Here is a 13,840-nt window from a genome sequence, read left to right on the forward strand (position 1 = left end):
TACGTATTTCTTAACGACCGCCGAAGAGGCCACCGAGCATACTGCCCAGACCACCGCCACCACCCTGCTGGCCGACTACGCGCATCAAATCGTTCATGTCCAGTTTCCCATCGGCCATCGCTGACGATGCGGCTCCCATCCAGTCGATACCCTGATTACCGGTTGCAGCTCCCAGAATAGTATTGCCATCCACACTCGAATCATTTGGGTCTGAAGCCTTATGCATCAGTTTGCTCAGCACCATGGGTACTACGGCCGTTGCTACCGACATAGCAACCTGTGGCGAAATGCCAAGTTTTTCCATCAGGTTCTGCTCAACGTGCTGTTGAACGCCCTGGGTAACAGGACTGTTCTGAACATTACCTCCACCATTGACAACCATCCCTAGCAGGTTGCCAAGACCTCCGCCCTGCGCCTGTTGGCCCAAACCACCCATTATGCTGCTGGCAATGGTCTGCATTACACTATCGTTCTGGCTATTTGGGATTGCCGGATTATTAATAACTGCCTGCCCCGATTGTTGCTGGACGAGGTTCATAAGGGTTTCTAACATGTCTGTTGCGATTTAATGGAATGTAACGAATAAGCAAATTATCCGCGCTGAAAGTATATAGACACTAACAGTTCCAATATGATTTGGTTATTTTGTCGCGAATCTATTTCCTGTATATGACGAACGATGAACCTAAAAGTAGCGGCCCGGTCGAAGAAAATAAATCATTTTGCGATCAGGTCAGTCCCTTACTGACAGACCTACTCTATCCCAGTGAATCCGACGAATCGATAGAGCCCGTTACGTGCTACCTAAACCAACGTGAGCTGCTTACCACCAGCCAGATTAAAGACTGGCAGATGCTGCCCCCATCGGTATATGTGGAGGAAATACCGGAAGCGGATTTCTGGGAACCCGTTGTTACGGATCAGGATTGGTATGAGGCAGAAGAAAAAGCCCGAACAGAAAAATTCAAGGCACTTCAGCAGTTGGTAGAAACCCAGTTGGCCGGGAGACAGGTTTTTCGCGTCGGGGAGACAGAGATTGACATTTACCTGCTCGGCCAACAGACAAACGGCGAACGAGCTGGCCTTAAAACCAAAGTGGTACAAACCTAAAAAAAGAGAAAGGAGTACGAAAAAAGCAGAAAAGGCATTTTCTAGTGTGTTGACAACTAGCCCCTTTCTCCTTTCGTTCCTACTCCCTTCTCCTCCTATTCCTGTTTACTTCACTTGTTCCACAACGGCAGCAAATGCTTCCGGATGGTTCATAGCCAGATCGGCCAGAACTTTGCGGTTTAGCTCGATGCCTGATTTATTGAGTGCACCCATCAGGGCTGAGTACGACATCCCGTTAAGACGAGCACCAGCATTGATCCGCTGAATCCAGAGTCCGCGAAAATCGCGTTTCTTGGCCCGGCGGTCACGATAGGCGTATCCTAAGCCTTTTTCGACAGCGTTTTTGGCAACTGTCCAAACATTTTTACGCCGACCGAAATAACCTTTGGCCAGCTTCATTACTTTCTTCCGACGCGCCCGAGAGGCAACGTGATTGACGGAACGTGGCATTGTATTGTTAGTTGTTTTTTGATAGCAGGCGGAAAATCAATGAAGAATTAGAGTGAATCGTGAAGACTAACGGACTTGTTAACTTCTCATCATTCGTCATTCGTCATTCATCATTCACTTAAGGCCTGACATCGGGTGAAACATGAAACCAGGAACGACTTCGCTCCTTTTTCGTAGAACGCTCTAAAAATGCGGGCATTCTACAGTACTCATTCAGACTAGATATTCAGCAGCATTTTGATGCGACGCTCGTCTGAACCGTGAACCAAGGCTCCGTGCACTAAATTGCGCTTCTGCTTGGTGGTTTTTTTCGTCAGAATATGACTGTGGAAGGCATGCTTCCGCTTAATTTTTCCGGTACCTGTCAGCTTGAAACGCTTCTTGGCTGCCGAGTTCGTTTTTACTTTTGGCATTGGAGTAATCCGCTTTTGTGGAAACTTTACGTAAACAGGCCGCAAAGATACGAAAAAAGTCAATAGTCTACCGTTGTTACGGTATAGTAATTTGTTGCAAATCGGGCCATCGATGGAAAGCGACGTTTATTGATCATCAAGCTGATTGTGCAACTCGTCCCGGCCTGACTATTAATACAAAAACCCAGTACTGATTCTTGAGATTCAGTACTGGGTTTAAAATACTTACGCTGTCAGAAAGCAACGGTTAGCACGGGTTGCCAGCTTGAGCGCTATTTTTTGACAGTAACCTGTTTGGGCGCTACAAACATAGTCATGCGTTTGCCTTCCAGTTTCGGCTCGGCTTCAATCTTACCGTAGTCTTCTAATCCTTTGGAGAACCGTTCCAGCAGTTGAGAACCCCGGTCTTTAAAAACAATCGCCCTGCCCACAAACTGGACATAGGCTTTTACTTTAGCGCCTTCTTTCAGGAAGTTAATGGCGTGCTTCAGCTTGAAATCAAAGTCATGATCGTCGGTGTTTGGACCGAAGCGAATTTCTTTAATAACGACCTTGGTGGCGTTGGCCTTAATTTCTTTCTGCTTTTTCTTCTGCTCGTATTTGAACTTGGAATAGTCAACAATACGGCAGACAGGCGGCACAGCATTGGGCGACACCTCAACGAGGTCGAGCCCTTGTGCTTTGGCCATTGCCTGAGCCTTATTTATATCGTAGATTCCCTGTTCTACATTTTCACCGACCACCCGCACTTCGCGGGCCAGGATGCGCTCATTAACTTTGTACGGTTCTTCAACCACACGGCGAGGTGGTCTGCGTTGGGGTAATGCCATAGATAGTGTTTAGGGTGACTAAATGTTAATTGACTACAAAGTCGCTTGGATAACGTAACGAGTGTTAAAAAGTTCGGGAAACTATTGAAAATACTGATTCCGTGCAAGTTTAACTGGTTTTGTGAGCAGATCAATCGGCAAGTTCTGCCAGCATAATTTACCGATTGACCTGCTCACTGACCTGATTTTACATTTTCACTTCTGCCTGGAATGCTTTGACAAATTCCTGAACGCTCATGCTGCCCAGGTCACCCTGGCCTTTGCGCCGTACCGAGACTTTACCGTCGGCGGCTTCTTTCTCTCCGACAATAAGCATGTACGGCACTTTGGCTACTTCAGCATCCCGGATTTTACGCCCGATTTTCTCATCCCGCAAATCCACGAATCCACGAATGTCGTGTTCCTGAAGGTTGAAAAACAGATCGTTTGCATAATCTTCGTACTTCTCCGAAATAGGCAAAATCGCGATTTGATCGGGCGACAGCCAGAGCGGGAAATTCCCGCCTGAGTTTTCGATCAGAATAGCAATGAACCGCTCCATCGAACCAAAAGGGGCCCGGTGAATCATAACCGGCCGGTGCTTCTGGTTATCAGCGCCAATGTATTCCAGCTCAAAGCGGTTCGGCAGGTTGTAATCCACCTGAATGGTACCCAGTTGCCATTTCCGGCCCAGAGCGTCGCGTACCATGAAATCCAGTTTAGGCCCGTAGAAAGCCGCTTCACCTAGTTCCGTTACGGTAGGCAGACCTTTTTCGGCGGCTGATTCAATAATGGCCGCTTCGGCTTTTTCCCATACGTCGTCGGAACCGATGTACTTGGTTTTATTTTCCGGATCACGTAGCGAAATCTGCGCGCTATAGTCCTGAAAACCAAGCGATGTAAAGACGTATTGCACCAGGTCGATCACCTTCATGAACTCGTCTTTCACCTGATCGGGCCGGCAGAAAATATGGGCATCGTCCTGGGTGAATCCACGAACGCGGGTCAAACCGTGTAACTCACCGGATTGCTCATACCGATACACCGTACCGAACTCGGCCAGCCGCAGCGGCAGGTCGCGGTACGAACGGGGCTTGGTTTTGTAGATCTCGCAGTGATGCGGGCAATTCATGGGCTTGAGCAAAAACTCTTCGTTTGGATCAGGGGTTCTGATCGGCTTGAATGAATCTTCCCCGTATTTCTCCCAGTGACCCGACGTTACGTAGAGCTGCTTGCTGCCGATATGGGGCGTTACAACCGGCGAATACCCGGCCCGAATCTGGGCCTTGCGCAGGAAATTCTCCAGCCGCTCACGCAGCATGGTTCCTTTCAGGCAGCCACAACGGCAGCCCTGCTCCTACTTTCTCCGAAAAGGCAAACAGTTCCAGCTCTTTACCCAGCTTGCGGTGATCGCGTTTTTTAGCTTCCTCCAGCAGATGCAGGTAATCATCCAGCTCTTTCTGCTTCGGGTACGTAACCGCGTAAATACGGGTGAGCTGTTTATTTTTTTCGTTGCCGCGCCAGTAAGCGCCAGCTACGTTCATCAACTTGGCAGCTTTGATAAAGCCCGTGTTCGGGATGTGAGGCCCGCGGCACAGATCCGTAAAATCGCCCTGTGTATAGAACGTAATGGTGCCATCGGCCAGTCCTTCGAGCAGATCGAGTTTATAAGGGTCTCCTTTTTCTTCAAAATACGCAATGGCATCCGCCTTGCTCATTGGCTTACGGACGTAAGGCTGTTTCTGGCGAGCCAGCTCAAGCATCTTGTCTTCAACCTTTTTAAAATCTTCCTGCGAAAACGGTTGCCCGCCCAGGTCGACGTCGTAATAAAAACCCGTTTCAACAGGTGGTCCGATGCCGAATTTCACACCTGGATACAAAGCTTCGAGCGCTTCGGCCAGTAAGTGGGCCGACGAATGCCAGAACGTGGATTTCCCCTCCGCATCGTTCCACGTAAGCAGTTGCACGTTGGCATCTTCTTCGATGGGGCGGGTAGCATCCTGCACAACGCCATTTACTTTGGCAGCCAGCACATTGCGGGCCAGCCCTTCACTAATTTGGGTGGCAATATCCAGCCCGGTACTTCCTTTGGGATATTGTCGAACGCTACCGTCGGGCAACGTAACGCGGATTTGTTCGTCCTGCGCAATCATCTACGTACTAATTTAGTAGTGGGTACCCGCAGCTTACCTACAACTGTAAGCCACTTAACTGTTCAATGAATAATGTGAAATTTAATGGACAATGAATAATTGGCCTGGTTGTCTCACCTGGAAGGGTATGTTCCTGGCCGCTATTCATTATCATTCATTGTACATTCTACATTAATTTATCGGTTTTACGCTTCGTCGGAGCGAATCGCCGGAACCCGTTGTAACCCGGGCTTTTGGCTGGATCGTTGAGATACGAACCCGGCTGGTATCAAGCTCCGTTCGGCTTTTCGAGGCATCGACCGATTCATTCGCTGTTTCCGGCAAAAGTAAGGAGTTTCGCGAGTATTGTCGACGTTGTGAGCGCCATAATCCTGCTGCAGCCTGCCGATCAGCTACGTTTTGTTGGGTCGCTTTGCTATAAGCTTCAATAGCCAGGGCATACTGCCCGAGTTGTTCATAGCAATAGCCGATGTACGTATCGATTCTCGGAAACTGCGGCCGAAGTTGCTGCACACGCTGGTAATTTGCCAGAGCCGCGTAATAACGTCGATATGCCTGGTTAATTAACCCCATCTGAAAATCGGCCTGATAATACGTCGGCTGAAGCGTTACGGTACGTGCATAACAGACCAGCGCACTGTCGAGTTTCCGGGCGGCATGGTAAATCAGTCCCCGACCATAATAGAGCCGTGCATTATTTGGGAAATAGCGTTGCGCCTGCTCGTTATAGACCAGCGCGGCATCGGGGTTATGCAGCGCCCGGTAAATGGACGACATCTGATTATAGGTTTCCAGATAGCGGGGTTTGAGTCGGAGGGATTGCTGATAAAGGGCCAGCGCCTGTACGGTATCCCCTGCCGGGCGGCCATAAGCCCATTAAAATAATAAGCCTCGCCATCGTATGGGGCCATCTGAAGCGCCTTCGCTACGTATAGTTTTGCTTTGTCGAACTGATTCTGCTGTTGCAGCAAATCGCCCTGTAACGTATACAATTCAGGCGTATCAACACCCAGAATTTCCGCACGCTGGGCATTCTGCAAAGCCTGGTCAGGTTTACGCAATGCCCGAAGAATCTGCGCCCGGGTCAGGTAATAGGGACCGGCATTGTCGTTCCGGCTGATCGCTTCGTCAATATCGGACAGGGCTTCGCTTACCCGCCCCATCGCCAGCAAAATAACGGCCCGTTTCGCATAGGCCGACGCGGGCGACGACTGATTGATCGCCCGTGTTAACGCCCGTAAGGCACCCTCAACCCGGCTGCTGTCGCCCGGCTTTGGAAAATCCGGAATATAAGCCCCCTGTCGATCGTCATTCCCGCAAGCCAGCATAACGAGCGAAAGAGCAAACGAATAAAGGAGTGAACGGGTAAAGGAGTGATTTCCGGAATAACGTAACCTACCTTCGCCAGTCTTTAGCCTGCTTGCCCGTTTGCGCATTCGCTCGTTATTCATGACGAAAATCGGTAAAACACCCCAAAGGTAATTGTTTGCCAGCCAGATCGGTTACGGCCAGTTCGCCCCATTCCGGATTCGGTACGTCGCCAAATAGCTGCCCCATCAGGTTGTCCAGAATCAGGGAAGAAAACCCGAGGGAGTACAAATTAATAATGAAGAAGAAATCAGTGCGATCGAGCAGGTCGGCGCAGGATTTGAGCAGGCCGTTGAGGTGCTCTTCCAGCACCCACTTCTCGCCCTCAGGTCCCCGACCATAGGCCGGTGGGTCGAGAATGATACCGTTATACTGATTGCCCCGGCGAACCTCACGACGAACAAACTTTACGGCATCTTCTACCACCCAGCGAATGTTATCCAGTTCGCTATGGTCCATGTTTTCCCGCGCCCAGCTGATCACAGGCTTTACGGCATCGACGTGCGTTACGTCGGCTCCCGCCTGACGGGCCGCCAGCGACGCTCCGCCTGTGTAGGCAAACAGATTCAGCACCTTTGGCCGGGACACATTCGCCGAAATCGCCCTGATTTTATCCTGGATATACACCCAGTTATCGGCCTGTTCGGGAAACAGACCCACATGCTTGAAGGTCGTAAGGGCTAGTTTGAACTTCAGATTCAGCCCACCCTGATCGAACCGGACGTACCAGGGATCTCGCATGTCGGGTGTGGTTTGCCAGTCGCCCCGCTCGGGCGATTGCCGGTCGCGACGGAACGTAGCATGAGCCCGACGCTCCCATTCATCATCCGATAAGGACTTATCCCAGATGGCCTGGGGTTCAGGTCGTGACAAGATGAAATCCCCAAATCGTTCGAGCTTTTGAAAACCACCGGAATCGATCAATTCGTATGCCGACCAGGTTGCCGGCGTAATAAGTTGGATAGCCATTTGAATGAATTATGTGGTAAATGGATGATGTAGACTAAATAAGTAGACTCAACTGTTCATTCTACATTATTCATCATCCATTACTTGTTTGCCCCAGTTTCAGAATCAGTTCAAATTCATCCGGTCGGACGGGCATGACCGATAAGCGGGATTGCCGGATAAGACTTAGGTTGGCCAGGAGTGGCTCCGCTTTGATCTGGGCCAGCGAGACCGCATTTTCCAGAGCCATCACGGGCTCCAGTTCAACAACGACCCAGCGCGGATCATCAGGAACGGTCGGGTCTGGGTAAGCTTCCCGGACTACTTTGGCCAAACCAACCACACCGGGGTTTGTAATACTATGGTAGAAGAGTACCTGATCACCCAGTTGCATGGATTTCAGGTTGTTACGTGCCTGATAGTTGCGAACGCCATCCCATATGGCACGCGTCTGTTCAATAAAATGATGCCACCCGTACGTATCGGGTTCGGATTTAACAAGCCAGTAATTCAATCAGGTTATCTTTTTTGTTCAGCATTAAGGTTTACCACTGCGTGTTCATCCAGCCAGTCCAATATGGCACAATCCTGGGTTTCGTCGAACTTGCGGGCGAACAGCTTTCCAGAATTGGCTAATGCCTCGCGGTCACTCATGGTAAACGGAACGGCGTTCATTTCGGCAAAACGATCCGGCGCCGTATACGTAAAATTATCGTTGTACAAACTTTCCCGTAACGCTGCATTGGACGTATTGGCCAGGATCGTCTGATAGATGTACATTTCCGGGGCCATTACGTTGCGAAAGTAGGACATAAACGATGGGTGCTGGCGCAGAAAGGTCAGCATGTACCGGGCAGCCGCTGGTTTGATCCGCAACCAGCTCGACCCGCAATAAGGCGTGTAATTGAGGGGAACTGGTCTGGAAGCTGGCAGCAGGCGGTTGCCTGTCTGTATCAAGCCAGCCTGTTTTCTTCTCGAAAATTCGGTAAAGGGGTTCGCCGACGTACTGGCTTTATCGGCTTCCAGTGGATTTGTGTACAAATTCAGCCGATCCACAAACAGCTCATCGTCGGGTTGGGTGACGGGCTGATGTGGCACAAAGTTGTTGTTGGCGTGTTTTTCCAGAAACGACAGCAACACCTCATTGCTCGTGAGCGGGTAATCTTCCCCACTCATCAGAAAGATAAAATCCGGCTCGGTTTTGGCATTCAGTATCTCCAGCAGGCCGTTCAGGGTAGCCGTCGTCAGGGAAAGATCCCCCTGACGGATACGCATACGGGTTCGGGTAAAGGTCACCGCTTCGGCCGGAATGTCCTGTATGCTCGCCTGAAAATCGGCCAGCGGAACGGCGGCACTTACATGGATGAAAAATTGGCAACCCGGGTAGTAAAGCCGTTTGAGCAGACGACCCACCTGAGCTGGATTTTTATGCACAGAAAGTAAATAAGCGATCCGAATGTTGCTGTCTCCGCCGATCATGTGTTTGGAAGTTTTACGCCACTAGTCAGGATAACCAGGTGTTGCCCAAGGGCTTGTGCCTGCAAACGCACGTATATGCACATGGACTCTCGTCGCCCTGAAAAGATGTCCCGTGCAAAATCATACCTATGAATTAATAAAAATCATCCTGTTCATGGCTGCCGAAGGGCGAACCATACTCATCAACGTCATCGTCTTCATCATAGCGCGACCCTGTCCCTTTATAAGCCAGTGCTTTACGTAGAATCATGATTTGGCCGGTATGGTACATGTCGTGGTTGATGATCCCGTGCAGCATGTCGTAATACGTATAATCGCGGCCGGGTACAATATCTTCCAGAAACTCGTCATCGTCCCGCTTGTCCAGTTCGTTGATCAGCTCTTCCTGACTCAGACTTAATTCCATTTCGAGGGCCTCCCACTCGAAATCGTCAATTTTATCGGGCAGGGCACCAAAATTCTTATCGGGTGTCGTGATGTCGAATGTTTCGTCGCCCTGCATTTTTTTCACGCAGAAAATACGCCAGCTGGTCATATGGAAAACCAGTTCGGCAATGCTATGGGTGTTGGGTGCTATCCGGCGACCAGCCATATCGGGTGTAACGCCCCGTAGTACGTCTACTACCGACGGACCATGCCAGGCTTCCTCCCCCTCGTAGGTCGTATTTAATAAATCAATGATACGAATCAGTTCGTCGTTAGAGACCATAATTAATAACCGGGAAGTTATCCAATCCGATGGTTGATACTATTTTTTGATGATACATACGCACACCTTCCTATAATCGCAAATCAGCACTTTTTTACTTACTCATCCATTATTCGACCTGGCGCTACGCCCGGCAAAGGTACGTCAATATTGACGGTCCGCCGAAAAACTAGCCACACTTTATTCCATATTTCGAACGGGTACCCTATCTGTATAGGCTCAGAAACAGTGATGACGGGTATAGGTTGCCCGGCAAAATTTTTTCATCAGTTGTCCCCATCACGCGTCATCAAATTCTAGAGTGCTGATCCAGCGGGGGGTATCAGCACAGGGCATGAGTGGTATCAGGTTCTCAAACCTGACACATAAGGTTTCTTAAAACCATTTGTGTAGTAGGTTTAGAGAAACCTCCAGTGATGTCGGATTCTCAGATCCGACATCACTGGAACCAGTCAATCGTAAGAGAAACACAGGAATTTATGGGTTCCGTTTACGCTCCCAATTCCCTTTTTCGGGCTGGGGCCGAATCACGTAAACGTCGAGCATCGCATACGGGCGAGCCAGGTATTCCCGCACTAGCGTTCGGAGTGAATACCCATCCGGTACGTCCTGGGCGGCAAAGGCAATGGCTTCAATGCCTTCGTGGTTGCCGATATAGAGCGCCCGGGCGTTGTGGAAATTCTGGGAGATAATCGTGATTTTTTCCTGATTGAAGACGTCCTTGCAACGTACTACCGAGTCGAACGTACGATAACCTGCGTAATCGAGCGTCATAACCGAGGCTGGTACACCAAGTTTTACCAGTGCACGCTGCATATCGACGGGCTCGTTGTAGTATTCCGAATCGTTGTTGCCGCTCAGAATCAGGTATTTTACTTTGCCTTCTTTCCAGAGCCGGGCCGTGGCTTCCATCCGGTACCGAAAAAATAGATTTTCTTTACCGGTCCGAACAAACTTGCTGGTTCCCAGCACCAGGCCAACATCATTGGCCGGTAGTTTATTAATGTCGAAGTACGTCTGTGCCCGGGTGTTGTAGACGACCCACCAGTTGCTTACCAACACGACCATAGCTCCGAAAAAGACAACAACGATGATGCCTTTTACGATCCGCTTGGCGACACGGACCCCGACCGCTTCGTGCGGAGGTTGGTCGCTATAGTCGGTAGCCAGAGTCGTGTTCATTACTTATCGCTTAAAATGCGGATTTTCTATTAATCCAACTACGTTTCCGAACGGATCACGGATTGCAGCCACCTTAATTTCATCACCCACTTCCTCAACAGCGTCTTTTACTGTAGCGCCCAGGTCGAGCAGGCGCTGAACTTCCGGTTCAATCTGTTTCAGCGTGCTTCCTTCGGCGGGCTGTGCGTTGGGGTCAAGGCCGAGTTCGTAACCGCCCACATTAAAACCAACGTAGAACGGCTCGTCAAAGTACGGCTCAATGCCAAGCGCTTTCGTATACCATTCTTTCGTTTTCTCAAGGCTGGGAGCCGCATAAATTACCGTTCGCAAGCCCAAAAAGTTTGACGCTGCCATAATGTATGGTTTACTGTCATCGGTTAGCCAACTGGCCTTTACGGAGTCAGCTAACCGGGTACCTACAACTGCCTTCACGTTTACGAAAACAAACCCAATTGCATCGATTCCTTTTCGTCGGTATCGGTTGCAACAACGGCAACTGGCTCGATCAGCGGAGTCGGTCTCACGCTTTCTTTGTTTGCTTTGGGCGGCAATAGTTTAACGTCTTTGACCCGGGCAAACGGCAGATTTTTTCCGAGGGCTTTCCAGCCGCGTACGTCGATAAATCCTTCTGGCTCCAGCACCATCTTTTCAACCGGGCCGCGATCTTTCACCTGATGCACGATTTCGATACGCGGAAACTGATCGGCTGTTACGGCCAGGTTTTTCGACCCTTTGCCATCACCAATGAAGCTGAATTTCTTATCGAGAGAGGTAGTCTCCACTTTAAAGCGCTTCACGTACCAGGCTTTCTGATTCGCTTCGTAATAAACGGCCGACAGCACGGTTTCGGGATCGAATTTCATCAGCACCGCAATCGTGTTCGGTTCGTACCGGTTGGTCAGATCAAAACTTGTCAGTTCGTACTGGCCATCATGATACACAACCAGGATACTGTCTTTGGCATCAAAATTCCCCAGCAACCGGCCGCGCTCATCGCGGTTAAGCCGGCCAAGGTGTTCGTCGTACCAGATGTCCACGCCACCAAGGGTCGATACGCCACCGGACTTCTGCGTGATTTTCCGAATCGGGTATTTCGTCAGGATATTCCCCTGCGCGGAACGGTTTTTGATGGCAATGCTCGCAAAATCAAAGTCAAACTGTTTGATCTTGGCCGTGCTCTGCGCCGTCAGATTAACCGTTATCACTTCAGCTTCCCCGTTATCGTTGGCGCTGAAATACGTCATCTTCGACTTTGGATTACCCATCGTCAGGTCATATTCCCGGTCCCGCGTAACGGCAGTGACAGGGAATCGCTTCACCATCGAGATGCCGGATTTTCCGTCCAGATAAACCACGTTATAGATCTTGCGCTCATCGTTTTTCTTGAACACCGAGACGTACACGATATCCTTGCCAACAAACACTTTTTCCTGAACTTTCACCACCATGCACTTTCCATCGCGCCGGAACACAATGATCTCGTCGATGTCGGAGCAATCGCTAACGTACTCGTCTTTCTTCAGCCCGTAGCCAATAAATCCGCCTTCCCGATCAACGTAGAGTTTCTGGTTGGCAGCGGCTACCACACTCGCGGCAATGGTATTAAACGCCCGGATTTCCGTTTTCCGTTCGCGGCCTTTGCCATATTTTTTCTGCAATTCTTTATAATAACCAATGGCATACCGGGTAATGTTTGCCAGATTATCTTCCGTTTCGGCCAGATCCTGTTCCAGCCGACGCATCAGTTCCTCAGCCTTGAAGCCATCGTATTTAGAAATCCGCTTGATTTTAATTTCTGTCAAACGAATCAGATCATCCTCGACAATGGCGCGATAAAACTGTTTTTTGTACGGTTTCAGGGCTTTGTCAATCGTTTCGAGTACGGCTTCAAAAGTTTCGCATTCCTCGATTTTCCGATAGATGCGATTCTCGATAAAGATTTTTTCGAGTGAACTGTACAGCAGCCGCTCCATCAACTCACTACGCCGAATTTCAAGCTCCTGTTGCAGCAGCCGAACGGTTTGGTGCGTGTTCACCCGCAGAATATCCGTTACGCTCACAAAGTGCGGTTTGTCGCCGATGATCACGCAGGCATTGGGCGAAATCGAGACTTCACAATCCGTGAAAGCGTAGAGCGCGTCGATGGTCACGTCGGGCGAGACGCCCGGCTGCAGGTGCACCAGAATCTCAACGTCTTTGGCGGTGTTATCGACCACAGCCGCTACGGTCCGGCTGGGCGCCTTGATTCGGATTTTCCCCAGCTCAGCCGCTTTCACAATCGAGTCGATCAGTTGCGAGGTGGTAACCCCAAACGGCACATCGCGAATAGCGAGAGTCTTCTTGTCAATTTCTTCGATGCGGGCCCGCACCCGTACTTTTCCGCCCCGGTGCCCGTCGTTGTAGTTACTGACGTCAATCAGGCCGCCGGTCTGAAAATCGGGGAAGAGCGATATCGGCTTATCTTTAAGAATCTGAATCGAAGCCTCAATTAGTTCATTAAAATTATGCGGCAGAATTTTCGTCGATAAACCAACCGCAATTCCTTCGACACCCTGCGCCAGCAGCAGCGGGAATTTGACAGGCAACGTAACGGGTTCGCGTTTGCGGCCATCGTACGACAGTTGCCATTCGGTGGTTTTGTCGTTGTAAATGGCGTCGATGGCAAACTTCGAGAGACGCACTTCAATATACCGGGGGGCAGCTGCGCCATCACCGGTACGGACATCACCCCAGCTCCCCTGCGTATCAAACAAAAGCTCTTTCTGACCGATATTGACCAACGCTTCCCCGATTGACGCATCGCCGTGTGGGTGAAACTGCATGGTCTGACCGATTACGTTCGCCACTTTATTGAAACGGCCGTCGTCCATTTCTTTCAGGGCGTGCAGAATCCGGCGCTGAACGGGTTTAAGCCCATCTTCAACGGCTGGTACCGCCCGTTCCAGAATTACGTAGGACGCGTAATCGAGAAAGTAATTTTCATACAACCCTGACACGACAGTCTGGTCATGCAGGACTTCACTGATTGTGTCGATTGGGTGTGCATCGGGTTCAATGGCGCTGCTCAGTTCGGCCCCATCCGCAGAGAAGGCTGCTTCGGGTTGCTGATTGTCAGCATCCATTGGTTGTTCATTTTCTTCGTTTACCATTGACTTTCTTTAGCAGCTATTCCGGATGAATAAGCAGATGAATCCAACAAATTTACGTATAGCATTCTGC

At 50.1% G+C, this 13,840-nt stretch carries 14 protein-coding genes and 1 pseudogene; 1 reads left to right on the top strand and 14 read right to left on the bottom strand.

All coding sequences use genetic code 11. The features are described 5' to 3' along the window. Nucleotides 1-10 precede the first annotated feature (10 nt). On the bottom strand, nt 11-553 hold the full coding sequence (locus tag LN737_RS19070; RefSeq protein WP_405511421.1) for a hypothetical protein: 543 nt from the start codon (nt 551-553) through the stop codon (nt 11-13). A gap of 116 nt (nt 554-669) precedes the next feature. Here LN737_RS19070 and LN737_RS19075 point away from each other — a divergent pair, with 116 nt between their 5' ends. Next, a complete protein-coding gene (locus tag LN737_RS19075; protein WP_405511422.1) occupies nt 670-1,110 on the top strand; it encodes a nuclease A inhibitor family protein in 441 nt (146 codons plus the stop codon). A gap of 105 nt (nt 1,111-1,215) precedes the next feature. Here the strand turns inward: LN737_RS19075 and rplT are convergent, their stop codons facing one another. The 13 genes and pseudogenes from rplT to LN737_RS19140 form a co-directional block, all read right to left on the bottom strand. Next, nucleotides 1,216-1,560, bottom strand: coding sequence for a 50S ribosomal protein L20 (gene rplT / locus LN737_RS19080; RefSeq protein WP_405511423.1), 345 nt, complete (start codon nt 1,558-1,560; stop codon nt 1,216-1,218). A gap of 218 nt (nt 1,561-1,778) precedes the next feature. Further along, nucleotides 1,779-1,973 (bottom strand): 50S ribosomal protein L35, encoded by a 195-nt coding sequence (gene rpmI / locus LN737_RS19085; protein ID WP_405511424.1) that lies wholly within the window; start codon nt 1,971-1,973, stop codon nt 1,779-1,781. Nucleotides 1,974-2,245: 272 nt separating this feature from the next. After that, nucleotides 2,246-2,803: a translation initiation factor IF-3 gene (gene infC / locus LN737_RS19090; RefSeq protein WP_405511425.1), complete on the bottom strand. Its 558-nt coding sequence runs from the start codon at nt 2,801-2,803 to the stop codon at nt 2,246-2,248. Nucleotides 2,804-2,990: 187 nt separating this feature from the next. Beyond that, nucleotides 2,991-4,935, bottom strand: a pseudogene (gene thrS, locus LN737_RS19095) (threonine--tRNA ligase). Nucleotides 4,936-5,106: 171 nt separating this feature from the next. After that, complete coding sequence (locus LN737_RS19100; RefSeq protein ID WP_405511426.1) at nt 5,107-5,712, bottom strand: tetratricopeptide repeat protein; 606 nt, start codon at nt 5,710-5,712, stop codon at nt 5,107-5,109. Beyond that, on the bottom strand, nt 5,601-6,386 hold the full coding sequence (locus LN737_RS19105) for a tetratricopeptide repeat protein (RefSeq protein WP_405511427.1): 786 nt from the start codon (nt 6,384-6,386) through the stop codon (nt 5,601-5,603). Before LN737_RS19105 ends, LN737_RS19100 begins: the two co-directional genes overlap by 112 nt. Next, nucleotides 6,379-7,266: a class I SAM-dependent methyltransferase gene (locus tag LN737_RS19110; RefSeq protein WP_405520459.1), complete on the bottom strand. Its 888-nt coding sequence runs from the start codon at nt 7,264-7,266 to the stop codon at nt 6,379-6,381. Before LN737_RS19110 ends, LN737_RS19105 begins: the two co-directional genes overlap by 8 nt. Nucleotides 7,267-7,345: 79 nt before the next feature. Continuing rightward, nucleotides 7,346-7,765, bottom strand: a complete 420-nt coding sequence (locus LN737_RS19115; protein WP_405511428.1) for an EVE domain-containing protein — start codon at nt 7,763-7,765, stop codon at nt 7,346-7,348. Nucleotides 7,766-7,770: 5 nt separating this feature from the next. Next, nucleotides 7,771-8,730, bottom strand: a complete 960-nt coding sequence (locus LN737_RS19120; protein WP_405511429.1) for a beta-1,6-N-acetylglucosaminyltransferase — start codon at nt 8,728-8,730, stop codon at nt 7,771-7,773. A 133-nt stretch (nt 8,731-8,863) separates the two neighbouring features. After that, on the bottom strand, nt 8,864-9,439 hold the full coding sequence (locus LN737_RS19125; protein ID WP_405511430.1) for a DinB family protein: 576 nt from the start codon (nt 9,437-9,439) through the stop codon (nt 8,864-8,866). Between the two features lie 477 nt (nt 9,440-9,916). After that, on the bottom strand, nt 9,917-10,621 hold the full coding sequence (locus tag LN737_RS19130) for a vancomycin high temperature exclusion protein (RefSeq protein ID WP_405511431.1): 705 nt from the start codon (nt 10,619-10,621) through the stop codon (nt 9,917-9,919). A gap of 3 nt (nt 10,622-10,624) precedes the next feature. Beyond that, nucleotides 10,625-10,975 carry a VOC family protein gene (locus tag LN737_RS19135; protein ID WP_405511432.1) on the bottom strand — a complete coding sequence of 117 codons (351 nt, stop codon included), beginning with the start codon at nt 10,973-10,975 and terminating at the stop codon, nt 10,625-10,627. Nucleotides 10,976-11,055: 80 nt separating this feature from the next. Then, nucleotides 11,056-13,770: a DNA gyrase/topoisomerase IV subunit A gene (locus LN737_RS19140; protein ID WP_405511433.1), complete on the bottom strand. Its 2,715-nt coding sequence runs from the start codon at nt 13,768-13,770 to the stop codon at nt 11,056-11,058. Nucleotides 13,771-13,840: the final 70 nt, after the last annotated feature.

Origin of the sequence: Spirosoma sp. KNUC1025, from assembly GCF_045160025.1 — a bacterium.
Taxonomy (GTDB): Bacteria; Bacteroidota; Bacteroidia; order Cytophagales; family Spirosomataceae; genus Spirosoma.

Excerpts from the sequence above, each read along its gene's own strand:
- LN737_RS19070 (WP_405511421.1), bottom strand. The coding sequence starts at position 553 with ATGTTAGAAACCCTTATGAACCTCGTCCAGCAACAATCGGGGCAGGCA.
- LN737_RS19100 (WP_405511426.1), bottom strand. The coding sequence starts at position 5,712 with ATGTCGTCCATTTACCGGGCGCTGCATAACCCCGATGCCGCGCTGGTC.
- rplT (WP_405511423.1), bottom strand. The coding sequence starts at position 1,560 with ATGCCACGTTCCGTCAATCACGTTGCCTCTCGGGCGCGTCGGAAGAAA.
- LN737_RS19075 (WP_405511422.1), top strand. The coding sequence starts at position 670 with ATGACGAACGATGAACCTAAAAGTAGCGGCCCGGTCGAAGAAAATAAA.
- LN737_RS19120 (WP_405511429.1), bottom strand. The coding sequence starts at position 8,730 with ATGATCGGCGGAGACAGCAACATTCGGATCGCTTATTTACTTTCTGTG.
- LN737_RS19135 (WP_405511432.1), bottom strand. The coding sequence starts at position 10,975 with ATGGCAGCGTCAAACTTTTTGGGCTTGCGAACGGTAATTTATGCGGCT.
- infC (WP_405511425.1), bottom strand. The coding sequence starts at position 2,803 with ATGGCATTACCCCAACGCAGACCACCTCGCCGTGTGGTTGAAGAACCG.
- LN737_RS19140 (WP_405511433.1), bottom strand. The coding sequence starts at position 13,770 with ATGGTAAACGAAGAAAATGAACAACCAATGGATGCTGACAATCAGCAA.
- LN737_RS19105 (WP_405511427.1), bottom strand. The coding sequence starts at position 6,386 with ATGAATAACGAGCGAATGCGCAAACGGGCAAGCAGGCTAAAGACTGGC.
- rpmI (WP_405511424.1), bottom strand. The coding sequence starts at position 1,973 with ATGCCAAAAGTAAAAACGAACTCGGCAGCCAAGAAGCGTTTCAAGCTG.
- LN737_RS19125 (WP_405511430.1), bottom strand. The coding sequence starts at position 9,439 with ATGGTCTCTAACGACGAACTGATTCGTATCATTGATTTATTAAATACG.
- LN737_RS19130 (WP_405511431.1), bottom strand. The coding sequence starts at position 10,621 with ATGAACACGACTCTGGCTACCGACTATAGCGACCAACCTCCGCACGAA.